General features: G+C 70.6%; 22 protein-coding genes and 1 tRNA gene. 19 read left to right on the forward strand and 4 right to left on the reverse strand.

Annotated elements, in window-relative coordinates; all coding sequences use genetic code 11:
* Positions 1-10: 10 nt before the first annotated feature.
* The 13 genes from rpmA (at position 11) to BJ963_RS04430 (ending at position 9,995) form a co-directional block, all read left to right on the forward strand.
* Positions 11-268 (forward strand): 50S ribosomal protein L27, encoded by a 258-nt coding sequence (rpmA, locus tag BJ963_RS04370; RefSeq protein ID WP_018190815.1) that lies wholly within the window; start codon positions 11-13, stop codon positions 266-268.
* Between the two features lie 88 nt (positions 269-356).
* On the forward strand, positions 357-1,928 hold the full coding sequence (obgE, locus tag BJ963_RS04375) for a GTPase ObgE (RefSeq protein WP_179454887.1): 1,572 nt from the start codon (positions 357-359) through the stop codon (positions 1,926-1,928).
* Complete coding sequence (proB, locus tag BJ963_RS04380; RefSeq protein ID WP_089911388.1) at positions 1,925-2,788, forward strand: glutamate 5-kinase; 864 nt, start codon at positions 1,925-1,927, stop codon at positions 2,786-2,788. Before obgE ends, proB begins: the two co-directional genes overlap by 4 nt.
* A gap of 9 nt (positions 2,789-2,797) precedes the next feature.
* Entirely contained in the window at positions 2,798-4,078 is a 1,281-nt protein-coding gene (locus BJ963_RS04385; RefSeq protein WP_179454889.1) for a glutamate-5-semialdehyde dehydrogenase, read from the forward strand.
* Between the two features lie 53 nt (positions 4,079-4,131).
* Positions 4,132-4,368, forward strand: a complete 237-nt coding sequence (locus BJ963_RS04390) for a hypothetical protein (protein WP_089911383.1) — start codon at positions 4,132-4,134, stop codon at positions 4,366-4,368.
* Positions 4,369-4,380: 12 nt separating this feature from the next.
* Complete coding sequence (gene nadD, locus BJ963_RS04395; RefSeq protein WP_020074894.1) at positions 4,381-4,983, forward strand: nicotinate-nucleotide adenylyltransferase; 603 nt, start codon at positions 4,381-4,383, stop codon at positions 4,981-4,983.
* Positions 4,980-6,419: a hypothetical protein gene (locus tag BJ963_RS04400; RefSeq protein WP_246297989.1), complete on the forward strand. Its 1,440-nt coding sequence runs from the start codon at positions 4,980-4,982 to the stop codon at positions 6,417-6,419. The genes nadD and BJ963_RS04400 overlap by 4 nt, the downstream gene beginning before the upstream one ends.
* Before the next feature lie 61 nt (positions 6,420-6,480).
* Positions 6,481-6,858 (forward strand): ribosome silencing factor, encoded by a 378-nt coding sequence (gene rsfS / locus BJ963_RS04405; protein ID WP_179454891.1) that lies wholly within the window; start codon positions 6,481-6,483, stop codon positions 6,856-6,858.
* A gap of 81 nt (positions 6,859-6,939) precedes the next feature.
* A complete protein-coding gene (locus BJ963_RS04410) occupies positions 6,940-7,257 on the forward strand; it encodes a TFIIB-type zinc ribbon-containing protein (RefSeq protein ID WP_179454893.1) in 318 nt (105 codons plus the stop codon).
* Positions 7,258-7,351: 94 nt separating this feature from the next.
* Positions 7,352-7,427, forward strand: a tRNA-Ala gene (locus BJ963_RS04415).
* A gap of 105 nt (positions 7,428-7,532) precedes the next feature.
* Positions 7,533-8,171: a GNAT family N-acetyltransferase gene (locus BJ963_RS04420; protein ID WP_179454895.1), complete on the forward strand. Its 639-nt coding sequence runs from the start codon at positions 7,533-7,535 to the stop codon at positions 8,169-8,171.
* A gap of 209 nt (positions 8,172-8,380) precedes the next feature.
* Complete coding sequence (locus tag BJ963_RS04425) at positions 8,381-9,007, forward strand: MEDS domain-containing protein (protein ID WP_179454897.1); 627 nt, start codon at positions 8,381-8,383, stop codon at positions 9,005-9,007.
* Complete coding sequence (locus BJ963_RS04430) at positions 9,000-9,995, forward strand: helix-turn-helix transcriptional regulator (protein ID WP_179454898.1); 996 nt, start codon at positions 9,000-9,002, stop codon at positions 9,993-9,995. The genes BJ963_RS04425 and BJ963_RS04430 overlap by 8 nt, the downstream gene beginning before the upstream one ends.
* Before the next feature lie 4 nt (positions 9,996-9,999).
* Here the strand turns inward: BJ963_RS04430 and BJ963_RS04435 are convergent, their stop codons facing one another.
* The 3 genes from BJ963_RS04435 to BJ963_RS04445 all read right to left on the reverse strand — a co-directional run bounded on the left by BJ963_RS04435 (position 10,000) and on the right by BJ963_RS04445 (position 13,260).
* Positions 10,000-11,043: a redoxin domain-containing protein gene (locus BJ963_RS04435; RefSeq protein ID WP_179454899.1), complete on the reverse strand. Its 1,044-nt coding sequence runs from the start codon at positions 11,041-11,043 to the stop codon at positions 10,000-10,002.
* On the reverse strand, positions 11,033-11,983 hold the full coding sequence (locus BJ963_RS04440; RefSeq protein ID WP_179454900.1) for an alpha/beta fold hydrolase: 951 nt from the start codon (positions 11,981-11,983) through the stop codon (positions 11,033-11,035). Before BJ963_RS04440 ends, BJ963_RS04435 begins: the two co-directional genes overlap by 11 nt.
* Before the next feature lie 62 nt (positions 11,984-12,045).
* The gene (locus BJ963_RS04445; protein ID WP_179454901.1) at positions 12,046-13,260 is read right to left on the reverse strand and encodes an epoxide hydrolase family protein; all 1,215 of its coding nucleotides are present in this window, start codon (positions 13,258-13,260) and stop codon (positions 12,046-12,048) included.
* Positions 13,261-13,501: 241 nt separating this feature from the next.
* Here BJ963_RS04445 and BJ963_RS04450 point away from each other — a divergent pair, with 241 nt between their 5' ends.
* The gene (locus BJ963_RS04450; RefSeq protein ID WP_246297990.1) at positions 13,502-14,818 is read left to right on the forward strand and encodes an LCP family protein; all 1,317 of its coding nucleotides are present in this window, start codon (positions 13,502-13,504) and stop codon (positions 14,816-14,818) included.
* 103 nt (positions 14,819-14,921) lie between these two features.
* Positions 14,922-16,319, forward strand: coding sequence for an MFS transporter (locus BJ963_RS04455; protein ID WP_179454903.1), 1,398 nt, complete (start codon positions 14,922-14,924; stop codon positions 16,317-16,319).
* Here BJ963_RS04455 and BJ963_RS04460 read toward each other — a convergent pair.
* On the reverse strand, positions 16,301-17,134 hold the full coding sequence (locus tag BJ963_RS04460) for a UbiA family prenyltransferase (RefSeq protein ID WP_179454904.1): 834 nt from the start codon (positions 17,132-17,134) through the stop codon (positions 16,301-16,303). The two genes, BJ963_RS04455 and BJ963_RS04460, sit on opposite strands and share 19 nt — an antisense overlap.
* Positions 17,135-17,236: 102 nt before the next feature.
* On the opposite strand from BJ963_RS04460, the gene BJ963_RS04465 reads away from it, so the two are divergent.
* The 4 genes from BJ963_RS04465 to BJ963_RS04480 all read left to right on the forward strand — a co-directional run bounded on the left by BJ963_RS04465 (position 17,237) and on the right by BJ963_RS04480 (position 21,318).
* Positions 17,237-17,914, forward strand: a complete 678-nt coding sequence (locus BJ963_RS04465) for a DUF433 domain-containing protein (protein ID WP_179454905.1) — start codon at positions 17,237-17,239, stop codon at positions 17,912-17,914.
* Between the two features lies 1 nt (position 17,915).
* Positions 17,916-18,326 carry a PIN-like domain-containing protein gene (locus tag BJ963_RS04470; RefSeq protein ID WP_179454906.1) on the forward strand — a complete coding sequence of 137 codons (411 nt, stop codon included), beginning with the start codon at positions 17,916-17,918 and terminating at the stop codon, positions 18,324-18,326.
* 62 nt (positions 18,327-18,388) lie between these two features.
* Complete coding sequence (locus tag BJ963_RS04475) at positions 18,389-19,402, forward strand: LacI family DNA-binding transcriptional regulator (protein WP_179454907.1); 1,014 nt, start codon at positions 18,389-18,391, stop codon at positions 19,400-19,402.
* Between the two features lie 155 nt (positions 19,403-19,557).
* Entirely contained in the window at positions 19,558-21,318 is a 1,761-nt protein-coding gene (locus BJ963_RS04480; RefSeq protein WP_218857285.1) for a glycoside hydrolase family 13 protein, read from the forward strand.
* Positions 21,319-21,320: the final 2 nt, after the last annotated feature.

Here is a 21,320-nt window from a genome sequence, read left to right on the forward strand (position 1 = left end):
AGAAGACACCATGGCACACAAAAAGGGAGCGAGCTCCACTCGCAACGGCCGCGACTCCAACGCGCAGCGCCTCGGCGTGAAGCGCTTCGGCGGCCAGACCGTCAACGCGGGCGAGATCCTGGTCCGCCAGCGCGGCACCCACTTCCACCCCGGCGTGAACGTCGGCCGTGGCGGTGACGACACGCTGTTCGCCCTCGCCGCCGGCGCGGTCGAGTTCGGCACCAAGGGCGGCCGCAAGGTCGTCAACATCGTGGCGGCCGAGGCCTGAGCCTCGACCACGAGCACCACTCTTCCGGATGGGCGGGCTTCGGCCCGCCCATCCGCCGTTTCAGCACCACAAGCAGTAGGAGAGCACCATGGCGACGTTCGTTGATCGCGTGACGTTGCACTTGCGCGCCGGCAACGGCGGCAACGGGTGCGTCTCGGTCCGGCGCGAGAAGTTCAAGCCGCTGGCCGGTCCCGACGGCGGGAACGGCGGCAACGGCGGCGACATCGTCCTCGTCGCCGACCCGCAGGTGACCACCCTGCTCGGCTACCACCGCCACCCGCACCGCTCGAGCGACAACGGCGGCTTCGGCATGGGCGACCACCGCAGCGGCCACACCGGGGAGGACCTCGAGCTGCCCGTCCCCGTCGGCACCGTCGTCAAGGGCGCGGACGGCGAAGAGCTCGCCGACCTGACCGAGCCGGGGATGCGCTTCGTCGCGGCCCCCGGCGGCGTCGGCGGTCTCGGCAACGCCGCGCTGGCGAACCCGAAGCGCAAGGCGCCGGGTTTCGCCCTGCTGGGAACTCCCGGGTGGGAGGGCGACATCCAGCTCGAGCTGAAGACGGTCGCCGACATCGCGCTCGTCGGCTACCCGTCCGCGGGCAAGTCGAGCCTGATCGCCGCGATGTCCGCCGCGAAGCCCAAGATCGCGGACTACCCGTTCACCACGCTCCACCCGAACCTCGGCGTCGTGCAGGCGGGCGACGTCCGCTACACCGTCGCCGACGTGCCCGGCCTGATCGAGGGGGCGAGCGAGGGACGCGGTCTCGGCCTGGAGTTCCTCCGCCACGTCGAGCGCTGCTCCGCCCTCCTGCACGTGCTCGACTGCGCGACGCTGGAGCCCGGGCGCGACCCGCTGAGCGACCTCGACGTCATCCTCGGCGAGCTCGCCGCCTATCCGGTCCCCGAGGGCCAGACCCCGCTCCTGGAGCGCCCGCAGCTCATCGCCCTGAACAAGATCGACGTGCCGGACGCCCGCGAGCTCGCGGACTTCGTCCGCCCGGAGCTCGAACAGCGCGGCTACCGCGTCTTCGAGATCTCGACGGTCAGCCACGAAGGGCTCCGTCCGCTGTCGTTCGCGCTGGCCGAGATCGTCGAGCAGGCGCGTGCGGAGCAGGCCGCGCTGGAGCAGGCGCGTCCCCGCATCGTCATCCGCCCGAAGGCGGTCGACGACTCCGGATTCGTCGTCAAGGTCGAGGGCGGCACCGACGGACCGGTGTACCGCATCCTCGGCGCGAAGCCGGAGCGCTGGGTCGCGCAGACCGACTTCGCCAACGACGAGGCCGTCGGCTTCCTGGCGGACCGCCTCGCGAAGCTCGGCGTCGAGGACCAGCTGGTCCGCGCGGGCGCCGTGGCCGGATCCACCGTCGTCATCGGCCGCGACAACGGCGTGGTCTTCGACTGGGAGCCCACGCTCACGTCGACAGCCGAGCTGATCACGTCGCCGCGCGGAAGCGATGTCCGTCTCGACACGAACGCGCGCCCGACCCGTGCGCAGCGCCGCGAGGACTACTTCGAGCGGATGGACGCCAAGGCCGAGGCCCGCGAGGAGCTCCTGCGCGAGCGCGAGGCCGGCCTCTGGCAGGACGACAGCTACGACGACAACGTGGTGCACAGCGCGGCCGACCGCAGCCGTGGAGACGAGGAGACCGCAGAGGAATGACCATCGACGACCGCAGCCAGATCCCCTCCGCCCGACGGATCGTCGTCAAGGTGGGCTCTTCGTCCATCAGCGGCGAGAACGCGGGTCAGATCGTGCCGCTGGTCGACGCCCTCGCCGAGGCCCACGGCCGCGGCACGCAGGTGATCCTGGTCTCGTCCGGCGCCATCGCGACGGGCACCCCGTTCCTCTCGCTCTCCGAGCGCCCCACCGACCTCGCGACGCAGCAGGCGGCCGCCGCTGTCGGGCAGACGGTGCTCATCTACCGCTACCAGGACAGCTTCGACCGCTACGAGATCGTCGCCGGCCAGGTGCTCCTCACGGCGGGCGACATGGAGAACCCGACGCACCGCAGCAATGCGAAGCGCGCGATGGAGCGGCTGCTCGACCTGCGCATCCTGCCGATCGTGAACGAGAACGACACCGTCGCCACGCACGAGATCCGGTTCGGCGACAACGACCGCCTGGCCGCCCTGGTCGCCCTGCTCGTGGATGCGGACCTCCTGGTGCTGCTGTCCGACGTGGATGCGCTCTACACCCGTCCGCCGCACGAGCCGGGCGCCGAGCGCATCGAGGTCGTCGGCTGGGACGACGAGCTGGAGGGCGTGGAGATCGGGTCGACCGGCCTCTCCGGCGTCGGCAGCGGGGGAGCGGTCACCAAGGTCTCCGCCGCCCGGCAGGCCGCAGAACGCGGCACCGCCGTGGTGCTCACCGCCACCTCGCTGGTGTCGCAGGCGCTGCGCGGGGAGCGGGTCGGCACGTGGTTCGCCCCGGCGCCCGACGCGTCGGCCGCTTCCGTCCCCGGCTCCGGGCTCTCCACCGGTTCCACGGCGGCCGTCACCTCCGACGCCGCGGCGTCCTAGAATCGACGCATGTCCTCGCTGACCGGTGCGCTGCCCACGGCCGCGCTCTCCCTGCACGAACGTCTCGCCGCCGCCAAGACGGCGTCGCGCGACCTGGCGATCGCCGACACGGACCGCAAGAACCGCGCGCTGCGCGCCATCGCCGACGGCGTGCTGGCGGCCTCAGATGACATCCTCTCCGCCAACGAGCTCGACCTGGCGAACGGCCGCGAGGACGGCCTCACCACCGGTCTTCTCGACCGGCTGACCCTCACCCCGGCGCGACTGCAGGGCCTGGCGGATGCGGTCCTCCAGATCGTCGGCCTGACGGACCCGGTCGGCGAGGCCGTCCGCGGCAGCTCGCTGCCCAACGGTGTCAAGATCACGCAGGTGCGCGTGCCGTTCGGCGTCGTCGGCGCGATCTACGAGGCGCGCCCGAACGTCACCATCGACATCGCCGCACTCGCGATCAAGAGCGGCAACGCCGCGGTGCTGCGCGGTGGCAGCGCTGCCATCGAGACCAACCGCGTGCTCGTCCGGGTGATCCAGCAGGCGCTGGCGAGCGCCGGACTCCCGGCCGACGCCGTCCAGACGATCGACGACTTCGGCCGAGAGGGCGCCGCCGAGCTGATGACGGCGCGCGGCTTCGTCGACGTGCTCATCCCGCGGGGGAGCGCCGACCTCATCCAGGCCGTCGTGACGCAGTCGACGGTCCCCGTGATCGAGACCGGAGCCGGGGTCGTCCACGTGCTGCTCGACGAGTCGGCCCGTGAGGACTGGGCCGTCGACATCGTCCGCAACGCCAAGGTGCAGCGGCCGAGCGTGTGCAATGCGGTCGAGACGCTGCTCGTGCACCGCGCGGCCGCCGAACGGCTGCTGCCTCCCGTGCTCTCCGCGCTCCGCGCCGAGGGTGTCACGATCCACGCCGACGAGCGCGCCCTGCCGTTCGCTCCGGACGCGGTGCCGGTGACGGACGAGGACTACGCCACCGAGCACATGAGCCTCGACATCTCGGTGAAGGTGGTCGACGACCTCGACGAGGCGATGGAGCACATCCGCCGCTACTCCACCCAGCACACGGAGTCGATCATCACGAACGACCTGCAGAACGCCGAGCGGTTCCTCGCCGAGGTCGACTCCGCGGTCGTGATGGTCAACGCATCGACGCGCTTCACCGACGGCGGCGAGTTCGGGTTCGGCGCAGAGGTCGGCATCTCGACGCAGAAGCTGCACGCGCGCGGGCCGATGGGTCTCCCCGAGCTGACCAGCACCAAGTGGATCGTCCGCGGGTCCGGCCAGGTCCGGGCGTGACCGACCGCTAGACTTGACGACGGGCCGACGGCCCCGAGAAAGGATCACGCACGATGACATTCCTGACGACCGTCCTCGCCGAGGCGGAGACCCACGTCGAACTGCCGATGCCCACCTGGGCGTTCGGCGCGATCGCCATCGTCATCTTCATCGCACTCGTCTTCGTCGTGTGGAGCTTCCGGGATGTCGCCAACCGGCACAGCCACCGCTCCGCTCCCGACGCCGCCGCCCACGCGGGCGCTCCGGGCGCCACGCACCACGGCACCGGCCACCCGACGCAGGGGCACTGAGCCGACCCGGGCATGGAGCTGAAGGAGACGGGCCGGCCGCGGATCGGTGTGATGGGCGGCACGTTCGACCCCATCCACCACGGCCACCTGGTCGCCGCCAGCGAAGTCGCCCAGTCGTTCGACCTCGATGAGGTCATCTTCGTCCCGACCGGCCAGCCCTGGCAGAAGGGCGCGGTCACCCCGCCGGAGCACCGCTACCTGATGACGGTGATCGCGACCGCATCCAACCCGCGGTTCACCGTCAGCCGCGTCGACATCGACCGGGTCGGCCCCACCTACACCATCGACACGCTGCGCGATCTGCACCGCGAGCGGCCGGACGCCGAGCTGTTCTTCATCACCGGTGCCGACGCCATCGCGCAGATCCTCAGCTGGCGCGACGTCGCGGAGCTCTGGGAGCTCGCGCACTTCGTCGCTGTGAGTCGCCCGGGACATGACTTGAGTATTTCTGGATTGCCGGAGCAAGACGTAAGCTTGTTGGAAGTTCCGGCCCTGGCGATCTCGTCGACCGATTGCCGGAGCCGGGTGAGCAGGGGATTCCCGGTGTGGTACCTGGTGCCGGACGGGGTTGTTCAATACATCTCCAAACACCATCTGTATCGGAGCGTGGCATGACATCGTGGCCTGAACAGCCGCCGACGGGCCAGCCGCAGACGCGGCGACAGGCGAGGGAGTTCGAGCGCTCCGCTTCCCGACGTGCCGGAACGGCCGAGCCCACTCCCGGCGGCCAGATCCCCGAGATGACCACGACGGCGCCTGCGCGCCCGTCCGACGACGCGGCACAGCGTGCTGACGGCCAGAAGCCGGACAACCAGAAGCCGGTCGACCAGAATCCGGTCGATCAGAAGCCCGAAGTCGCGCAGTCCGACGCTCGCGCGTCCCAGCCGGAAACCCCGGCCATCCCGGCCAGCGCGTTCGCCGAGCCCGGGGTGTCGTCGCCGTCGCGCGACGCGTTCGACCTCTTCCGTCAGGGCCCGGACACCACGCAGCCCGAGCCCGTGACCCAGCCGATGGCCATCCTCCAGCCGACGCCGCCGCCCGCATCCGCTGCGGCGCCGAGCGCGCCCGCCGGCACGCCGACCGCCGGTTCGGAGCGCACGCTGACGCGGCGTGAGCTCCGTGCGATGCTCCAGGCTCAGGAGGCGAACGCACAGGCCAACCACGCCCCCGTCCCGGGCGAGCAGGTGTTCCCGGTGTCGTTCACGTCCGGCCCCGAGGAGTCGGGCGCGACGAAGCCGGGCACGGCGGACTCCTTCGCTGAGCGTCCCGCTCCGGCAGCCGCCGATCCGCTCTCCGCCGACCTCGCGACGCCCGCGCCGACCAGCGAGAAGTCGGCCTGGCCGCTCGCTCCGCTCACGCCGTCGTCGGCGCCGGGCGCCTCGCGCTCCGGGCAGTCCGAGACCACGGTCACGCAGAGCTCGACGTCGCCGTTCGCCGCCTTCGGGTCGACCACCGCGTCGAAGGCGGAGACCGCCGTGCCGGAAGCTCCCGTGACGCCCGCTGCGGCGAACTCGTCCGCCGCACCGGTGAAGGACGCCGAGGCCTCGGACACGGCTGCCCAGGAGCGTCGGCCGTTCACACCGCCGACCGGGCACTGGTCGACGGCCGCCGAGCTCGACGACCAGAACCAGCCGATCATCTCGCGGAACGTCGCGCAGTCGACTGCCGCGACGACGACCAACGCGCTCATCCTGCCCGTCATCCCGCAGCCCGACACCCGGGCTCCGCTGACGAGCACGGGCGAGATCCTCGTCACCGGCTCGATCGACTTGCCTCGCGGGATGGGAGCCACCGGCGCCCACCCGGACCGCATCGACTCCGCCGATCTCGACCGTCTGCTCGACGGCGAGGAGAACGAGTTCAACACGTCGGAGGTGCAGCCGGTCCGCGCGTCGCGCGCGATCAGCACGCACACCTCCACCCGGGGCGTCATCGCCCCGCCCAAGAAGCGCGGCAACCTGCTGCCCGTGATCCTCATGGTGACGGCGGGCGTCCTGGCGGTCAGCGTGACCGCCCTGCTCGTGGCCGCGTATGTGCTGAAGGTGTTCTGATCATCCGCACCTGCACCGCTCTTCTCGCACCGACCGCGTATCCACGACCGGAGGACCTTCCGTGACCGCATCCCAGCACGCCCGGGAGATCCTGCAGGTGGCAGCCGCCGCCGCCGACTCCAAGGGCGGACAGGACCTCGTCGCCCTCGACGTCTCGGGCCCGCTGCCGCTGACCGACGCGTTCCTGCTGGTCAGCGGACGGGTCGAGCGCAACGTCATCGCCATCGCCTCCGAAGTGGAGGACCGCCTCAACGACGCGGGCGTGAAGACCCTGCGCCGTGAGGGCAAGGGTGAGGGGCGGTGGGTGCTCCTCGATTTCGGTGATCTCGTCGTGCACGTCTTCCACGAGGAGGACCGCATGTACTACGCGCTCGAGCGCCTCTGGAAGGACTGCCCGACGCTGCCGATCGAGCTGCCGGTCCACGAGACCGCGGAGTAGTCCTCCTGCCGGGAGCGGACTCCCAGCTTTCTGTCGGATCCACCTGAGAGCTCTTTCATGGAGGCTCGCTTGGATGGACGCATGAAGTGTCCCACCGACAACGCGACCCTGGTCATGAGCGAACGCAACGGCATCGAGATCGACTACTGCCCGGAGTGCCGCGGCGTCTGGCTCGACCGTGGTGAGCTCGACAAGATCATCGACCGCGCCGGGACCTCCGCTGCGGCCGCGCCCGGTCCCGCGGCCGCCGCGCACCCGCATGCCGCCCCGCAGGCGTACGCGCCGCCGCAGCCGTATGCGGAGCCGCAGTACCGTGAGCCGCGCTACGGCGACGCGGGTTACGGCCAGCGCCCGTACCGGAAGAAGAAGGAGAACTGGCTCAGCGAGCTGTTCGACTGAGGCGAGCCGCGCTCAGTTTTTTCTGGCGGGCGCGATGTAGTAGTCTGAATGAGTTGTTCCGGGAGGTCCGAAAGGCCCGAACGGAGCGCACTCTGGGTCTGTGGCGCAGCTGGTAGCGCACCTGCATGGCATGCAGGGGGTCAGGGGTTCGAGTCCCCTCAGATCCACCAGAACGTCATCGCGACGTGACAGAAGGCCGGCCCGAAAGGACCGGCCTTCTGTGTTTACGAGGCGGCTGATGCTGGGCAGCGCGGCGGCACGCTACAGTCGCCGTCATGGAGACACGGATCGCCGGCCCGGCCGACGCGGACGCCATCACGACGACGGTCGCCCTGGCCTTCCGGGACGACCCGGTGTGGGGTCCGGCGCTGGAGGCGCCCGACGGCGGGACCGCGCACCTGGAGCGGTTCTGGCGGTACTTCGTGGAGGGTGCGATCGGTCAGGGAGCCGTGTCGATGCAGGACGGCCCGTCCGGCGAGGCGGCGACGGTCGCCGTGTGGCTCCCGCCCGGAGTGGACGAGCTGACCGACGAGCAGGAGGCGGAGGTGGATGGGCTCCTGGCGAGCACCCTCGCCCCTGAGCGGTTCGACGCCTACCAGCGGTTGTGGCAGCGGTTCGACGAGGCGCATCCGCACGGTGAGGCGCACATGTACCTGAGCCTGCTGGCGACGCATCCGGCCCATCGCGGACAGGGGATCGGTCAACGCCTGCTCGCCGAGAACCTGGCGCGGTTCGACACTGAGGGCCTTCCGGCGTATCTCGAGTCGACGAACCCCGCCAACGATCATCGGTACCGGCGTGCGGGGTTCCGGCCGGTCGGCGGGTTCGTGTCAGTCATCGACGGAGCAGCCGTGACCACGATGTGGCGCGATGCGGGAGGCGGCGCCGACGCGGGCGTCGGCGCCGAGCGCTGAGACTCAGCGCAGGCGGCGCTCCTCCTCCTGCTCGAGGCGCTCCTTCTCGGCGTCCTTGGCCTCCTGCTCCTTCTGGATCTCTTCTTCGTGCGGCGTCTTGTTCGTCATGAGGCGAGCGTAGCCGCACCGGGAGGGTGCGCGGAACGGTCGGTGGTCGTTGTGCGGGCGAGCGCGGCTGGGCTATTCTCCCGGTCGGACGGGAGTCGTCGATGGTAGCGGAGATCCCAGGCGCACCGCACCCGGTCACCTTCGCCGGCGGGGTGCTCGACCGCTACCGACATGTCTGCGCGTTCGTGAACGGCCGGGCGGAGGCCGATGCCGTGCTCGACCCGTTCGTCCGGGACGGGGTGGATGCGGGGGACCGCCTGCTGTACCTGGTCGACTCCGCGGCTCCGGGTGCGCCGCTGCGCCGTCTCCGGCGCTTGGGCTTCGACACCGGCGCACTGCTCGAACAGCGGCGCTGCGAGGTGCGGACGTGGGCCGAGACGTACCTGCGCACCGGCGATTTCGACCAGACGGACATGCTGGAGCAGCTGGATGCCATGCTCGGGACCTCGCCGGCCCCGCGCATCCGGCTGCTCGCCGACATGGGCTGGGCCGCCCGGCAGGACGGCGTCGCCGCCACCCTGATCGAGTTCGAGGCGCGCGCCAACTTCCTGCACGCGCGCCACCAGCACGTGGTCATCTGCGCCTACGACACGTCGCTCTTCGACGGGGCGTTCATCGTCGACATCCTGCGCACGCATCCGATGGTGGTGATCGGCGGGATGCTGCAGGAGAACCCGTTCTTCGTCCCGCCTGACGACTTCCTGCAGGAGCAGGCGGCGCATGGCTGACGCACCCGGGTCCACGACGGTCGGCGCCGACGATCGGAGATGGATGCGCGATCTCGGGGCGATGCTCGCCCTGCCTTCGCTGTGGGTGGATCATGCGCCGTCCGAGATCGCCGACGGGCTGCTGAGCGTGCTGGTCGGTGTGCTGCGGCTGGAGGCGGCGTTCGCGCAGTTCGAGGTCCCCGGCGGCGGCGACCGGCTCGAGGCCTGGCGGCCGACCGGCCGACCAGCGCCGGACTCCCTGGTGGACGTCCTGCGGTCCGGCCGTGCGTTCCCGGAGAGCGGCGGGCCGGAGGCGGGCCCCACCGGCTTCGCCACGGCGGCCGTGCGGACCGCCGAGGTCGGCGCGACCGCGACCGGCAGGATCACCCGCGTCGCCGGGGTGACCCTCGCGCTGCCCTGGGAGTCGGCGCGTGTGCTGGTCGCCGCGGACCGATCCGACTTCCCGACGGAACGCGAGACGCACCTGCTGCGGGTCGCCGTCGGGCAGGCGGCGATCGCCCTGCACACGTCGCGGCGCCTGTCGGCCGAGCAGAGCGCCCGCCGGGCGGCCGAGCGGGCGCTCGACAGGCAGACGCGCTCGCTCCACGCACTGCTCGACGAGCTCGCACCGGCGCTCACGAACGCGACGCGGCGGGTCCGCCAGGCCGCGAAGGATGCGGCAGAGCGGGATGGGGCCGAGCGGGATGCGGACGCGCGTCCGCTGGTGGCGATGCGCGAGGGAGGCTCCGCGATCCTGCGCGGGTCTCCGCTCGATCCCGCCCCGCCGGTCGGCGGCGCGGACGACGCACCGCTCGACACGACGCTGACGCGTAGGGAGCTCGAGGTGCTCGGCCTCCTGGCGCAGGGCCTCAGCAACAAGGAGATCGCGGGAGTGATGTGGCTGAGCGACCGCACGGTCGAACGCCACATCACGAGCCTCTACCGCAAGATCGGCGTCGTCCGGCGGAGTGAGGCGACGGCCTTCGCGCTCCGCCACGGGGTGGTCTGACGGATCAGCCGAAGGTGAAGCAGTAGGCCTCGAGCCCGGCGCGGTCGAACTCCAGCCGGAGCACCGCATCCTGCACGCGTCCGGTCTGCCGGATCAGCTGGAAGGTGTCCTGGCGGTCGACGACGCCGCGCCCGTCCGCATCCACATCGGTCCCGTGCGCGTCGCCGGGCGGCCGGCCGTCGAGCAGCACGCGGAACGGGATGCTGCTGCCGGAGGGCGTCGGTCCCATCACGAGGTTGGCGTCGCGCGCGTGGAAGGCGAACGAGACGCTTCCACCCGCCCGATCGAGCACGGCCGCGTGCCGCGCGTGCGTCCAGCGACCGGTCAGATCCCAGCCGTTGAGCGGAAGCGCGCGGGAGCCCGCGTAGTCCTCGCTGCGGTCGTAAAGGTCGGCCGACTCCGAGACGAAGCCGCTGCTCTGGCCATAGCCGAGGTACGTCTCGGGGGAGCGGAGGTCGCGCCAGTCGGCCGCCACCTCCAGGCCGTGCGGCTCCACCATCACCAGGTTCAGGTCGAGGTCGGGCGCTCCTGCGGCGATCAGGAGGCGCTGGATCATCATCTCCGTTCGCTCGTACTCGCCCTCCCCGAAATGGTGGAACCGCAGCCTCCCCTCGGCGTCGGCCAGGTAGACGGCGGGCCAGTAGTGGTTGGCGAAGTCGTCCCAGACGCCGTACTCGTCGTCCACCGCCACCGGGTACGCGACGCCGAGGGCGGCCGTGCGCGCGATCACGTTGGCGCGGTCGTGCTCGAAGCCGAACTCGGGGGTGTGCACGCCGACCACCGTCAGCCCGGCGGAGGCGTACTTCTCGTGCCAGGCCCGCAGGTAGGGGAGGGTGCGGAGCCAGTTCACGCAGGTGTACGTCCAGAAGCTCACCAGCACGACCCGCCCGCGCAGCGCCTCGGGTGTGAGCGGCTCGGCGTTCAGCCACCCGGTCGCGCGGGCGAAGGAGGGGAGCCGGCCCTCGTCGGGCAGGGGCTCCTCGTCGCCCGCGAGGCGGTGCGCGATGGTGCGGAACAGGCCGCGGTCCCGGTCCCCGTCAGCCGACATGACCACTCGCCGTTCCCGCCTCGGATGCCCCGGCCGCCGGGACGTCGGCCATCCGCGCCACGTCGATCACGGCGTCGGCGAAAGCGCGCGGCGCCTCCCGCGCCAGGTTGTGCCCGACGCCACCCGTGATCGTGCGGTGCTCGTACGGCCCGGTGAAGCGGTCGCGGTAGGCGGCGGGATCGAGGTGGAAGGCGCCATTCGCGTCGCCCTCCAGGGTGATCGCGGGCACGGCGATCACCGGGCGGGCGGCGATGCGGGACTCCACCTCGTCGAAGCGCGGGACGCCATCGGCCAGTGCGAGCCGCCACCGGTAGTTGTGGATGACGATGTCGACGTGATCCGGGTTGGCGAACGCGGGTCTGCTGCGCTCGAAGGTCGCCTCGGCGAAGTCCCAGCGCGGCGACGCCGTCCGCCAGATCAGCCGCGCGAACTCGTCGCGATAGCGCTCGTAGCCGCGCCGGCCCCGCTCGGTGGCGAAGTAGAACTGGTACCACCAGGTCAGCTCGTCCACAGGAGGGAGCGGGTTCGCGTTCGCCGCCTGACCGGCGACGAGATAGCCGCTCGCCGTCACCTGGCCGGTCACGCGCTGCGGCCAGAGTGCCGCGAGGATGTTGGTCGTCCGCGCGCCCCAATCGCAGCCTCCCACCAGCGCCCGCTCGATGCCCAGCGCATCCAGCAGGGCGATCGCGTCGGCGGCGAGGGCGGCGGGCTGGCCGCTCCGCACGGCGCCGGGATCGCGGAACGTCGTCGTGCCGTACCCGCGGAGGAACGGCACGACGACGCGGAACCCCGCGCCGGCGAGCACGGGGACGACCTCCTCGAAGCTGTGGATGTCGTACGGCCAGCCATGGAGCAGCAGCACCGCCGGGCCGTCCGCCGGTCCGGTGTCGACGTATCCGACGTTCAGCTCGCCGGCATCCACCTGGCGGATATCGCCCATTCCGTGCATCGTCCCGCTCCCGTCGTCTCGTGCGCCTGGTCCGATCCTGCTCCTTCCGCGGCTCAGCGCAGAGACCGGAACGTGGCGCGGACCTCCTGCGAGAACAGCTCCGGCTGCTCCCATGCGGCGAAATGCCCGCCGCGGTCGAGCCGGTTGAAGTGGATCAGGTTCGGGTAGGCGGCCGTCGCCCAGCTGCGCGGCGCCGCATAGATCTCGTCCGGGAACACGCTGACGCCGGTCGGGAGGGTGACGCCCTTCGGTGCGAAGAACGCCAGCTTGCTCTCCCAGTAGAGCCGGGCGGAGGAGACCGCGGTGTTGGTGAGCCAGTACAGCGTGACGTTGTCGAGGATGTCGTCGCGCGTCAGCCCCTCCGTGCCGCCCGCGAACACCCGGGCGATCAGGTCGTAGCTGCGGGCGTCGTGGTCGAGCATCCACGCGGCGAGCCCGACGGGGGAGTCGGCGATCCCGTACAGGGTCTGCGGCCGGTTGCCCATCTCCTGGGCGTAGGCGAGGCCGTGCGCGTAGAAGAAGGCGAGCTGGTCCCAAGCGCCGCGCTCCTCCGCATCGAGGTCCGCCGGCGGCGGCTCGTGGGCGTCGAGCGCCTCCTGAATGGCGGGCGGGATGGTCGCGGGCATGTTCGTGTGGATCCCGACGAGTCCGGGAGGGGCGAGCAGAGCCAGCTGCTCCGTCACGGCGTTGCCCCAGTCGCCGCCCTGGGCGACGTAGCGGTCGTAACCGAGCCGGCGCATCAGCTCCGCCCAGGCCCGGGCGATGCGGATGGGGTCCCAGCCCGTCGTCTCCGGCTTGCCGGAGAACCCGTGGCCGGGAAGCGACGGGATGACCAGGTGGAAGGCGTCGGCGGCGTCCGCTCCGTGTGCGGTCGGATCGGTGAGCGGTCCGACGATCTTCAGCTGCTCGATGACGGAGCCCGGCCAACCGTGCGTGACGATCATCGGAAGCGCGTCATCGTGCCGCGAGCGGATGTGCAGGAAGTGGATGTCGAGGCCGTCGATCTCGGTGACGAACTGGGGGATGTCGGCGAGCCGCGACTCGACGGCCCGCCAGTCGTGCTGGTCGGCCCAGTAGTCGGCCAGGGCGCGGACGACCTCCAGCTGCACGCCCTGCGAGCTGTCGTCGACGGTCTCGCGCTCCGGCCAGCGGGTGGCTCGGATCCGCCTGCGGAGGTCGTCGAGCTCGTCGTCGGTGGCCGTGTAGTGGAAGGGCCGGATGTCCGCGCTCGCGCTCCCGGCGTCGCTGCGGTGTTCTGCGATGGTCATGGTGGCTCCTCGGAGGGGTTCTCGGCGGTCGAGCGGCCGTCGCGAGACGATGGTGACGCCGGGGGATCACGCCCGGCATCGGGGAGAACACCCAACGCGACGCGGATGCGCCGCCGAGTGGCGGGAACCCCTCATCGGACGCGGGATGTGAACGTCCTCATCCCGCGTGCGCGCCTCGCAGCGGCCGGAAAGGCGGGGTCGCTAGGATTTCAGCAACGTTCACCGAGACCGAGGGATGCCGATGACCGATCTGCCGCGACGGCATCAGCGCGCCCGGGGGCCGGAGGGCGTCCGCCACGGTCGGCTGCCGCGACGGCGAGCGGGGATCGCCGTCCTCAAGGTCCTCGCGGGTGCGCTGGTGGTCGCCGTCGTCAGCATCGGCTCCGTCGCGGCATACGCGGTGTGGGATGTGACGCGCTCGATCAAGACCGGCGTCCACCTCCAGGCGCTCCCCGGGCAGACGCCGATCCCGCAGGACATCCCGAACGTCGGGGCGCTTCCCGGCGGCGTCAACCTGCTGCTCGCGGGCACCGACAGCCGGAGCGATCTGGGCGGGATCTACAACAGCGCGGACGAGCAGGATGCCAGCAGCGGCGCCGGCAACAACGACGTCACGATGCTGTTGCACATCGCGCAGGACCACAAGAGCATGATGGTCGTCAGCTTCCCGCGCGACCTCATGGTGCGCATCCCGGACTGCCCCGGCCCGAACGGCGGGACGATCGACGGCAGCTCGTACGCCCAGTTCAACACGGCGCTGTCCCGCGGCGGCCTGAACTGCGTGGTGGCGACGGTCTCGAAGATGACCGGGCTGAGCATCCCGTTCGCCGCGGTCATCAACTTCAACGGGGTCAGTGCGATGTCCGACGCCGTCGGCGGCGTGACGGTGTGCCTGGCGTCGCCCGTCACGGACAAGTACACGAACCCGCCCCTCGACCTGCCGGCCGGTCAGAACACGATCGTCGGGGATGTGGCGCTCTCCTTCCTCCGCAGCCGTCACGGCGTCGGCGACGGCAGCGACCTCGGCCGCATTTCCAACCAGCAGGTCTTCCTGTCGGCCCTGGCCCGCAAGGTCGTCGACGGCGGAGTGCTTTCGAACCCCGTGCAGCTGTATGCGCTGGCCAAGGCGGCGGTGAGCAACATCACGCCGTCCGACACGCTCACGAACCCGACGACCCTTGTGCAGATCGCGCTGGCGCTGAAGGACACAGGACTGCAGAACATGGTGTTCGTGCAGTACCCGGCCGTGACCGACCCGGACAACCCCAACCGTGTGGTGCCGCAGGTGTCGGCGGCGAACGCGCTCAACCAGGCCCTGGTGAACGACCAGCCGGTGAAGCTGACCGGCTCGACGGGACGCGCCGCCGAGGACCCGACCGCGACGGCGTCGCCGGCGCCGGACGCGGGAGGGCAGCCGTCCCCGGCCACGCCGGGAACCCCCGCGGCTCCGGCGACGCCGGGAGCGACGGATCCTGCTGCGGGCGCAGCGGTCGAGCTGCCGTCCACCATCACCGGTCAGACCGCCGCCCAGCAGACCTGCACCAAGGGCAACGACTAGCCGCGCCTTTTGACGCGAACGGAGGATGTGCGCCCCTCCGTCCGCCGCGCGCGGGCGTCCGCCCGCGGTTGCCACGATCCCGGCGACGCCGTTGAATGAGTCCATGACCAACGTGCGGATCGAGCGGATGTCGTCGCTCCAGCTGAGAGTGCTCGTCATCGCGATCCTCGCGAGTTTCGTCGCCTTCCTCGACGGGGCCGTCATCAACGTCGCGCTCCCGGCGATCTCGCGGGAGCTCGGCGGCGGGCTGCCGCTGCAGCAGTGGGTCGTCGACGGCTATCTGGTGACGCTCGGCTCCCTCATCCTCATCGCAGGCTCCCTCTCCGACGTCTTCGGCCGGAAGCGCGTGCTCTACGCGGGCCTGATCGGCTTCGGCGTGACGTCGCTGATGTGCGCGTTCGCGCCGACCGGCGTGTTCCTGGTGATCGCCCGCGCGCTGCAGGGCGTCGCCGGCGCACTGCTCGTGCCCAGCTCGCTCGCGATCATCATCTCCCGCTTCGAGGGGGCGGCCCAGGCGAAGGCCATCGGCCGGTGGACGGCGTGGACCGGCGTCGCGATGATCGCCGGCCCCGTGGTCGGCGGCATCTTCGTCGACACGCTGTCGTGGCGGTGGGTGTTCGTCATCAACGTCATCCCGATCGCGATCACCCTGATCCTCATGATGACGCTGAAGGGCGAGGACAAAGGGATGGGCGGCCGGGTCGACTACGCCGGCGCGATCCTCGGGTCTGTCGGCCTCGCGGGAACGGTGTTCGCGCTGATCGAGCAGGGGACGTACGGCTGGGGGAGTCCGCGGGTCTGTATCCCGCTGGTCGTCGGCATCCTCAGCCTGGTGGCGTTCTTCATCGTGGAGACGCGCGTGAAGCAGCCGATGCTCCCGCTCGGGCTGTTCAGCGTCCACAACTTCTGGGTCGGCAATGTCTCGACGTTCTTCGTCTACGGGGCGCTCTCGTTCGGCCCGCTGATCGTCACGCTGTACCTGCAGCAGGTGGCCGGGTTCTCGGCGATCGCCGCCGGATTCGTGTTCATCCCGTCCACGTTGTGCATGCTGCTGCTCTCGGGCCTGTTCGGCGGGCTCGCCGGCCGCTACGGGCCGCGGCTGTTCATGGCGATCGGTCCGATCATCGCGTCCGCCGGCTTCCTCTGGCTGCTGATGATGGGCACGGACGTCGACTACTGGACGACCCTGCTCCCCGCGGTCCTGCTGTTCGGCGTCGGCCTGTCGATCACCGTCGCACCTCTGACCAGCGCGATCCTGGGCGCCATCCACCCCGAGCAGGCGGGCATCGCATCGGCCGTCAACAACGCGGTGTCCCGCATCGCAGGGCTGCTCGCGGTCGCCGCCGCGGGCATGATCATCGGCGGCACGCTCGACACCGAGGGACTCCACCGGGCGATGATCGCAGCGGCCGCGCTGCTGCTCGTCGGCGGCGTGGTGTCGGCCATCGGCATCCGCAACAAGGCGCCGGTCGCGGACAAGATTCAGACCGTCACGGACTGACCGGACAGCGCCAGCATGGCGACGTCCACGATCGCGCACGTCATGATGAGCTGCATCAGCAGACGCGTCGGACTCCTCCGGAGCAGCAGCACGACGCCGGTGACGGACGCGGCGAGTCCGATGACCAGTCCCACGATCAGGAGCGGTCGCACCGGGAACCCCGGCCCGACGGTGATGAGCACGGTCGCGACGGCGAGGGCGGCGAAGGCGAGCAGTCCGCTGAGCCGTGCACCGAGTCGGTGCGGGAGGCCGCTGATGCCGGTGCGGGCGTCGTCCTCCAGGTCGGGCAGGACGTTGGTCACGTGCGCCGCGACCCCGAGCAGCGCGCCCGCTGCGAACACCCACCACTGCGGAAGCGCCGGCTGCTCCTGGCCCAGCGTGGCGATGGCGGGGAGCACGCCGAACGAGACGGCGAACGGGACGAACGAGGCCACCGTCGACTTGAGGCCCAGGTTGTAGGCCCAGCCGCCGGCGATGGCGACGACGTGGGCGACGAGCGCTCCAGGCCCGAGGGGGATGGTCAGCAGGACGGCAGCGGCCAGGGCGACGAAGGCCGACACCCGGACGGTCGCGATCGACACGTCCCCGCGCGCGGCCGGCTTGTCGCTGCGCTCCACCGCGCGGTCGCGGGCCGCGTCCAGCCAGTCGTTGCTCCAGCCGATCGACAGCTGGCCGCAGAGGATGGCGAGGGCGAGGAGCAGGAGGCGTCCGGGCGGATACCCCAGCCCGACGCCGAGCAGTGTTGCGATCACGGTGACGACGACGGTCGGCCCCGGATGGCTGGCGAGCAGGAGGGAGATCACCTTCTTCGCCATGCCGTCATCGTATCCCGCAGCTCACGGACTCAAACGCGGGCGCCAGAAACGACAGCGCTGCGCGGCACGGCATGGCACGGCTGATAAGAGTAGAATGTTTGCATGCAAACACAGCGGACGGACGAGCTGGCATACACGACGCCGCTCTACTCGCAGGCAGAAGCTGCCCGCATCATTCAGGCTCCGCCCACATCCTTCACCCGCTGGGCGCATGGGCAGCGATTCAAGCAACGCCAGCAAGGGCGATGGGGCGAGAGCGCGCCCCTTCTCACTGGCGTCCTTGCCGGTCGTGGTCTGACTGTCCCCTTCAATGCCCTTGCCGAGGGATACATAATCGAGGCATTCCGACGTGCCGGCCTCCCGATGGCCCGGATCCGCCCAGCGATCGAAGTACTCCGAGATGAGATTGGCATCGACAATGCCCTCTTGAGCCACCGCCTCATGACTGACGGTGCTGAGATTCTGATTCGCAACGGGGAGGGAGACCTCGTCGTGGTGCGCAACCATCAAGGGGTCTTCAAAGAGGTCGTCAGTGAGTTCCTCAAGAGTATTCAGTACGAGAACGGGTACGTCAGTCTGATCCATCTGCCGACCTTTGAGGTGGTCGATGTCGTCGTCGACCCGAATCGCAATTCGGGCCACCCGACCATCGAACGGATCGGCGTGAGGGTCGAGGATGTGTTGAGTCGAGTGCGCGCAGGCGAAGCGCTTTCCGAGGTGGGAGAAGACTACGGGCTTGAACCTCGCGAGCTCCGCTCGCTGATCATTCAGGCTGCTTGACGTGGCGGCCGGACGCTTTCTGCTCGACCGGTCGCTCGGTCAGCGGAAGCTGGTTACCCAGCTGCGAGGGTCGGGCTGGGATGTCGTGTCGTTGGCGGAACATTTCGGCGACGAGCGCTCGCAGAGAATGCTCGACCAGGAGTGGATCAGCGGGGGCGCCGAGGCCGGGTTCATCCTCCTGACAAAGGACCACATGATCGCATCTCGGCCCCTCGAGGCTATGTCGATCTACCTCAATGATGCTCGCGTGGTCGCGTTCGCACGCGGAGACCTCACTGCTGAGCAGATGGGTTCTATGTGTCTGCAGTTCGCGCCGCAGATTCACCGCCTCGCAACGGTCCATCCGCCATTTGTCTTCTCGCTTTCTATGCACGGCCTGCGCCGAAAGCGTCTGAACTGGCAACCCAATTGACGTGACCGGGATTCCTGCAAACTACTTGCGTTGATCTGCAAGCTTTTGCGTACACTGTCGTCATGTCGAAACGACTCGCCGAAGTGGCGCGCAAGGTCGGTGTCAGCGAGGCTACCGTCAGCCGCGTCCTCAACGACAAGCCCGGAGTGTCGGATGCCACCCGCCAGGCGGTGCTGACCGCTCTGGATGTGCTGGGCTACGAGCGCCCGACCAAGCTGCGGGGCGAGCGCGCCCGGCTCGTGGGCCTCGTGCTTCCCGAACTGCAGAACCCGATCTTCCCCGCCTTCGCCGAGATCATCGGAGGGGCGCTGGCGCAGAACGGCTACACGCCGGTGCTCTGCACCCAGACGGCCGGCGGGATCTCGGAGGCGGACTACGTGGAGCTCCTGCTGCAGCAGCAGGTCTCCGGCGTCGTCTTCGTCGGCGGCGCTTATGCCCAGCAGGATGCGGACCACACCCACTACGGCCGGCTGACCGACCTGCATCTGCCGACCGTGCTCGTCAACGCGCCGGTCGACTCGCTGCGGTTCGCGACGGTGTCGTGCGACGACACGGTGGCGACGACGCAGGCGCTGACGCACCTGCGATCCCTGGGGCACGAGCGGATCGGTCTGCTGCTCGGCCCGCGCGACCACATCCCCTCGCGGCGCAAGCTCGCGGCGGCCCGCCGGATCGCGGCCGAGGCGGGTGAGGAGCTGGACGAGTCGCTCGTGGTCCACTCGCTGTACTCGCTGGAGGCGGGTCAGGCGGCGGCGACGCGGCTGCTCGCCGCGGGCGTGACGGCGATCGTGTGCGCGAGCGATCCCATGGCCCTCGGCGCGATCCGGGCCGTCCGGCGTGCGGGGCTGTCGGTGCCGAGGGACGTGTCGGTGGTCGGCTACGACGACTCCGCGCTGATGAACTGCACCGAGCCGCCGCTGACCACGATCCGCCAGCCGATCGAGCCGATGGGACGAACCGTGATCGAGCTCCTGCTCCGCCAGATCTCGAGCGATTCGGCCATCCGGGACGAGCTGTTCTTCGAGCCGGAGCTGGTGGTGCGGGGGTCCACGGGGCCCGCTCCGCACGCCCCCTGACCCGCAAGCGCACGCAAAAGTGCGCAAACCAATTGCGTATTGTTGAGTTCTTGCGTCATTCTGTCGCACTAGCTACATTTCGGTGAACGACGACGGCGCCGCGGTGTCCGTCGCGACGACAGACGACCGAAGGACTCAGCGTGGACCTCACCGTGATGGACGGCGGCACCGCCGCACCCGGCGCCCCGGCCGCCGCCCGGGTCTCCGCCTCTCCCGAGCCGGCGACCTCCGGTGCGACGTCCGCCACCGGAGCGACGCCTCCGTCCGACGACCCGCAGTGGTGGCGCAGCGCGGTCATCTACCAGATCTACCCCCGCAGCTTCGCCGACGGGAACGGCGACGGCGTCGGCGACCTCGCCGGCGTGCGCGAGCACCTGCCGTATCTCGCCGACCTCGGCGTCGACGCGCTGTGGTTCACGCCCTGGTACGACTCGCCGCTGGCGGACGGCGGGTACGACGTGGCGGACTACCGCCGCATCCACCCGGCCTTCGGCGATCTGGCGGAGGCGGAGGCGCTGATCGCCGACGCGCTCGCCCTGGGCATCCGCACCATCGTCGACGTCGTGCCCAACCACGTGTCCGACCGGCATCGCTGGTTCCAGGAGGCCCTGGCGGCAGGGCCCGGATCGCCGGAGCGCGAGCGCTTCTGGTTCCGGCCCGGCCGCGGCGACGACGGCTCGCAGCTCCCGACGTCCTGGCCGTCCAACTTCTCGGGCGACACCTGGACGCGCACGATCAACCCCGACGGGACGCCCGGCGAGTGGTACCTGCACCTGTTCAGCCCGCAGCAGCCGGACCTCAACTGGGACCACCCCGACGTGCGGAGGGAGCACGAGGACATCCTGCAGTTCTGGTTCGACCGTGGCGTCGCCGGCGTGCGCATCGACTCGGCCGCGCTGCTGGTGAAGGACCCGGCCCTGCCCGAACTGCCCGAGCATCCGGGCGCGGGGGAGCACCCCACCCAGGACCGCGATGAGCTCCACGAGATCTACCGCGGCTGGCGCGCCCTCGCGGACGGCTATCCCGGGACGCGCGTGCTGGTGGGCGAGCTCTGGCTGCCCGACATCGACCGGTTCGCGCTCTACCTGCGGCCGGACGAGCTGCACACCGCCTTCAACTTCGACTTCCTGGCGCGACCGTGGGATGCCGCCGAGCTGCGCGCCTCGATCGACGAGACGCTCGCGGCGCACGCCCCCGTCGGCGCCCCGAGCACCTGGGTGCTCTCGAACCACGACGTCACCCGTGCCGTGACGCGATACGGCCGCGAGGACTCGTCGTTCGCCTTCGCCACGAAGCGCAAGGGCACCCCGACCGACCTCGCCCTCGGGACGCGCCGCGCCCGCGCCGCAGCGCTCCTCACCGCGGCGCTGCCGGGCTCGCTGTACATCTACCAGGGCGACGAGCTGGGACTGCCGGAGGTCGAGGACCTCCCCGACGAGCTCCGCGAGGATCCGATGCACGAACGCTCCGGCGGCGTCGACCCGGGCCGGGACGGCTGCCGCGTGCCCCTGCCGTGGCGCGGAACGCGGCCGCCGTTCGGTTTCAGTCCCGACGGCGCCTCGGCCGAGCCGTGGCTTCCGCAGCCGGCCGGCTGGGCGGGCCTCACCGTGCAGGCGCAGCAGAGCGACCCGGCGTCGATGCTCTGGCTCTACCGGCAGGCGCTCCGGATCCGCCGCGCGGAGCCCGGACTCGGCGACAGGCCGCTGACCTGGCTCGACGCGGCCGACGGCGTCCTGGCGTTCGCCCGCGGCTCGGCGTTCGTGAACGTCACCAACCTCTCCGCTGCTCCGGTCGACCTTCCGGAGCACCAGGCGATCCTGCTCAGCAGCCGTCCGCTCGTCGACGGCAAGCTGCCACCCGACTCGACGGCCTGGCTGCGGACGCAGCACCGGCCGGCGGGGCACCTCACCACCTGAAC

The sequence above is a fragment of the Leifsonia soli genome, from assembly GCF_013408745.1.
Classification (GTDB): Bacteria; Actinomycetota; Actinomycetes; order Actinomycetales; family Microbacteriaceae; genus Leifsonia; species Leifsonia soli.

Bases quoted from the DNA above. Each gene is read 5' to 3' on its own strand.
- rpmA (WP_018190815.1), top strand. From the start codon at position 11: ATGGCACACAAAAAGGGAGCGAGCTCCACTCGCAACGGCCGCGACTCC.
- obgE (WP_179454887.1), top strand. From the start codon at position 357: ATGGCGACGTTCGTTGATCGCGTGACGTTGCACTTGCGCGCCGGCAAC.
- proB (WP_089911388.1), top strand. From the start codon at position 1,925: ATGACCATCGACGACCGCAGCCAGATCCCCTCCGCCCGACGGATCGTC.
- BJ963_RS04385 (WP_179454889.1), top strand. From the start codon at position 2,798: ATGTCCTCGCTGACCGGTGCGCTGCCCACGGCCGCGCTCTCCCTGCAC.
- BJ963_RS04390 (WP_089911383.1), top strand. From the start codon at position 4,132: ATGACATTCCTGACGACCGTCCTCGCCGAGGCGGAGACCCACGTCGAA.
- nadD (WP_020074894.1), top strand. From the start codon at position 4,381: ATGGAGCTGAAGGAGACGGGCCGGCCGCGGATCGGTGTGATGGGCGGC.
- BJ963_RS04400 (WP_246297989.1), top strand. From the start codon at position 4,980: ATGACATCGTGGCCTGAACAGCCGCCGACGGGCCAGCCGCAGACGCGG.
- BJ963_RS04410 (WP_179454893.1), top strand. From the start codon at position 6,940: ATGAAGTGTCCCACCGACAACGCGACCCTGGTCATGAGCGAACGCAAC.
- BJ963_RS04420 (WP_179454895.1), top strand. From the start codon at position 7,533: ATGGAGACACGGATCGCCGGCCCGGCCGACGCGGACGCCATCACGACG.
- BJ963_RS04425 (WP_179454897.1), top strand. From the start codon at position 8,381: ATGGTAGCGGAGATCCCAGGCGCACCGCACCCGGTCACCTTCGCCGGC.
- BJ963_RS04430 (WP_179454898.1), top strand. From the start codon at position 9,000: ATGGCTGACGCACCCGGGTCCACGACGGTCGGCGCCGACGATCGGAGA.
- BJ963_RS04435 (WP_179454899.1), bottom strand. From the start codon at position 11,043: ATGTCGGCTGACGGGGACCGGGACCGCGGCCTGTTCCGCACCATCGCG.
- BJ963_RS04440 (WP_179454900.1), bottom strand. From the start codon at position 11,983: ATGGGCGATATCCGCCAGGTGGATGCCGGCGAGCTGAACGTCGGATAC.
- BJ963_RS04445 (WP_179454901.1), bottom strand. From the start codon at position 13,260: ATGACCATCGCAGAACACCGCAGCGACGCCGGGAGCGCGAGCGCGGAC.
- BJ963_RS04450 (WP_246297990.1), top strand. From the start codon at position 13,502: ATGACCGATCTGCCGCGACGGCATCAGCGCGCCCGGGGGCCGGAGGGC.
- BJ963_RS04455 (WP_179454903.1), top strand. From the start codon at position 14,922: ATGACCAACGTGCGGATCGAGCGGATGTCGTCGCTCCAGCTGAGAGTG.
- BJ963_RS04460 (WP_179454904.1), bottom strand. From the start codon at position 17,134: ATGGCGAAGAAGGTGATCTCCCTCCTGCTCGCCAGCCATCCGGGGCCG.
- BJ963_RS04465 (WP_179454905.1), top strand. From the start codon at position 17,237: ATGCAAACACAGCGGACGGACGAGCTGGCATACACGACGCCGCTCTAC.
- BJ963_RS04475 (WP_179454907.1), top strand. From the start codon at position 18,389: ATGTCGAAACGACTCGCCGAAGTGGCGCGCAAGGTCGGTGTCAGCGAG.
- BJ963_RS04480 (WP_218857285.1), top strand. From the start codon at position 19,558: ATGGACGGCGGCACCGCCGCACCCGGCGCCCCGGCCGCCGCCCGGGTC.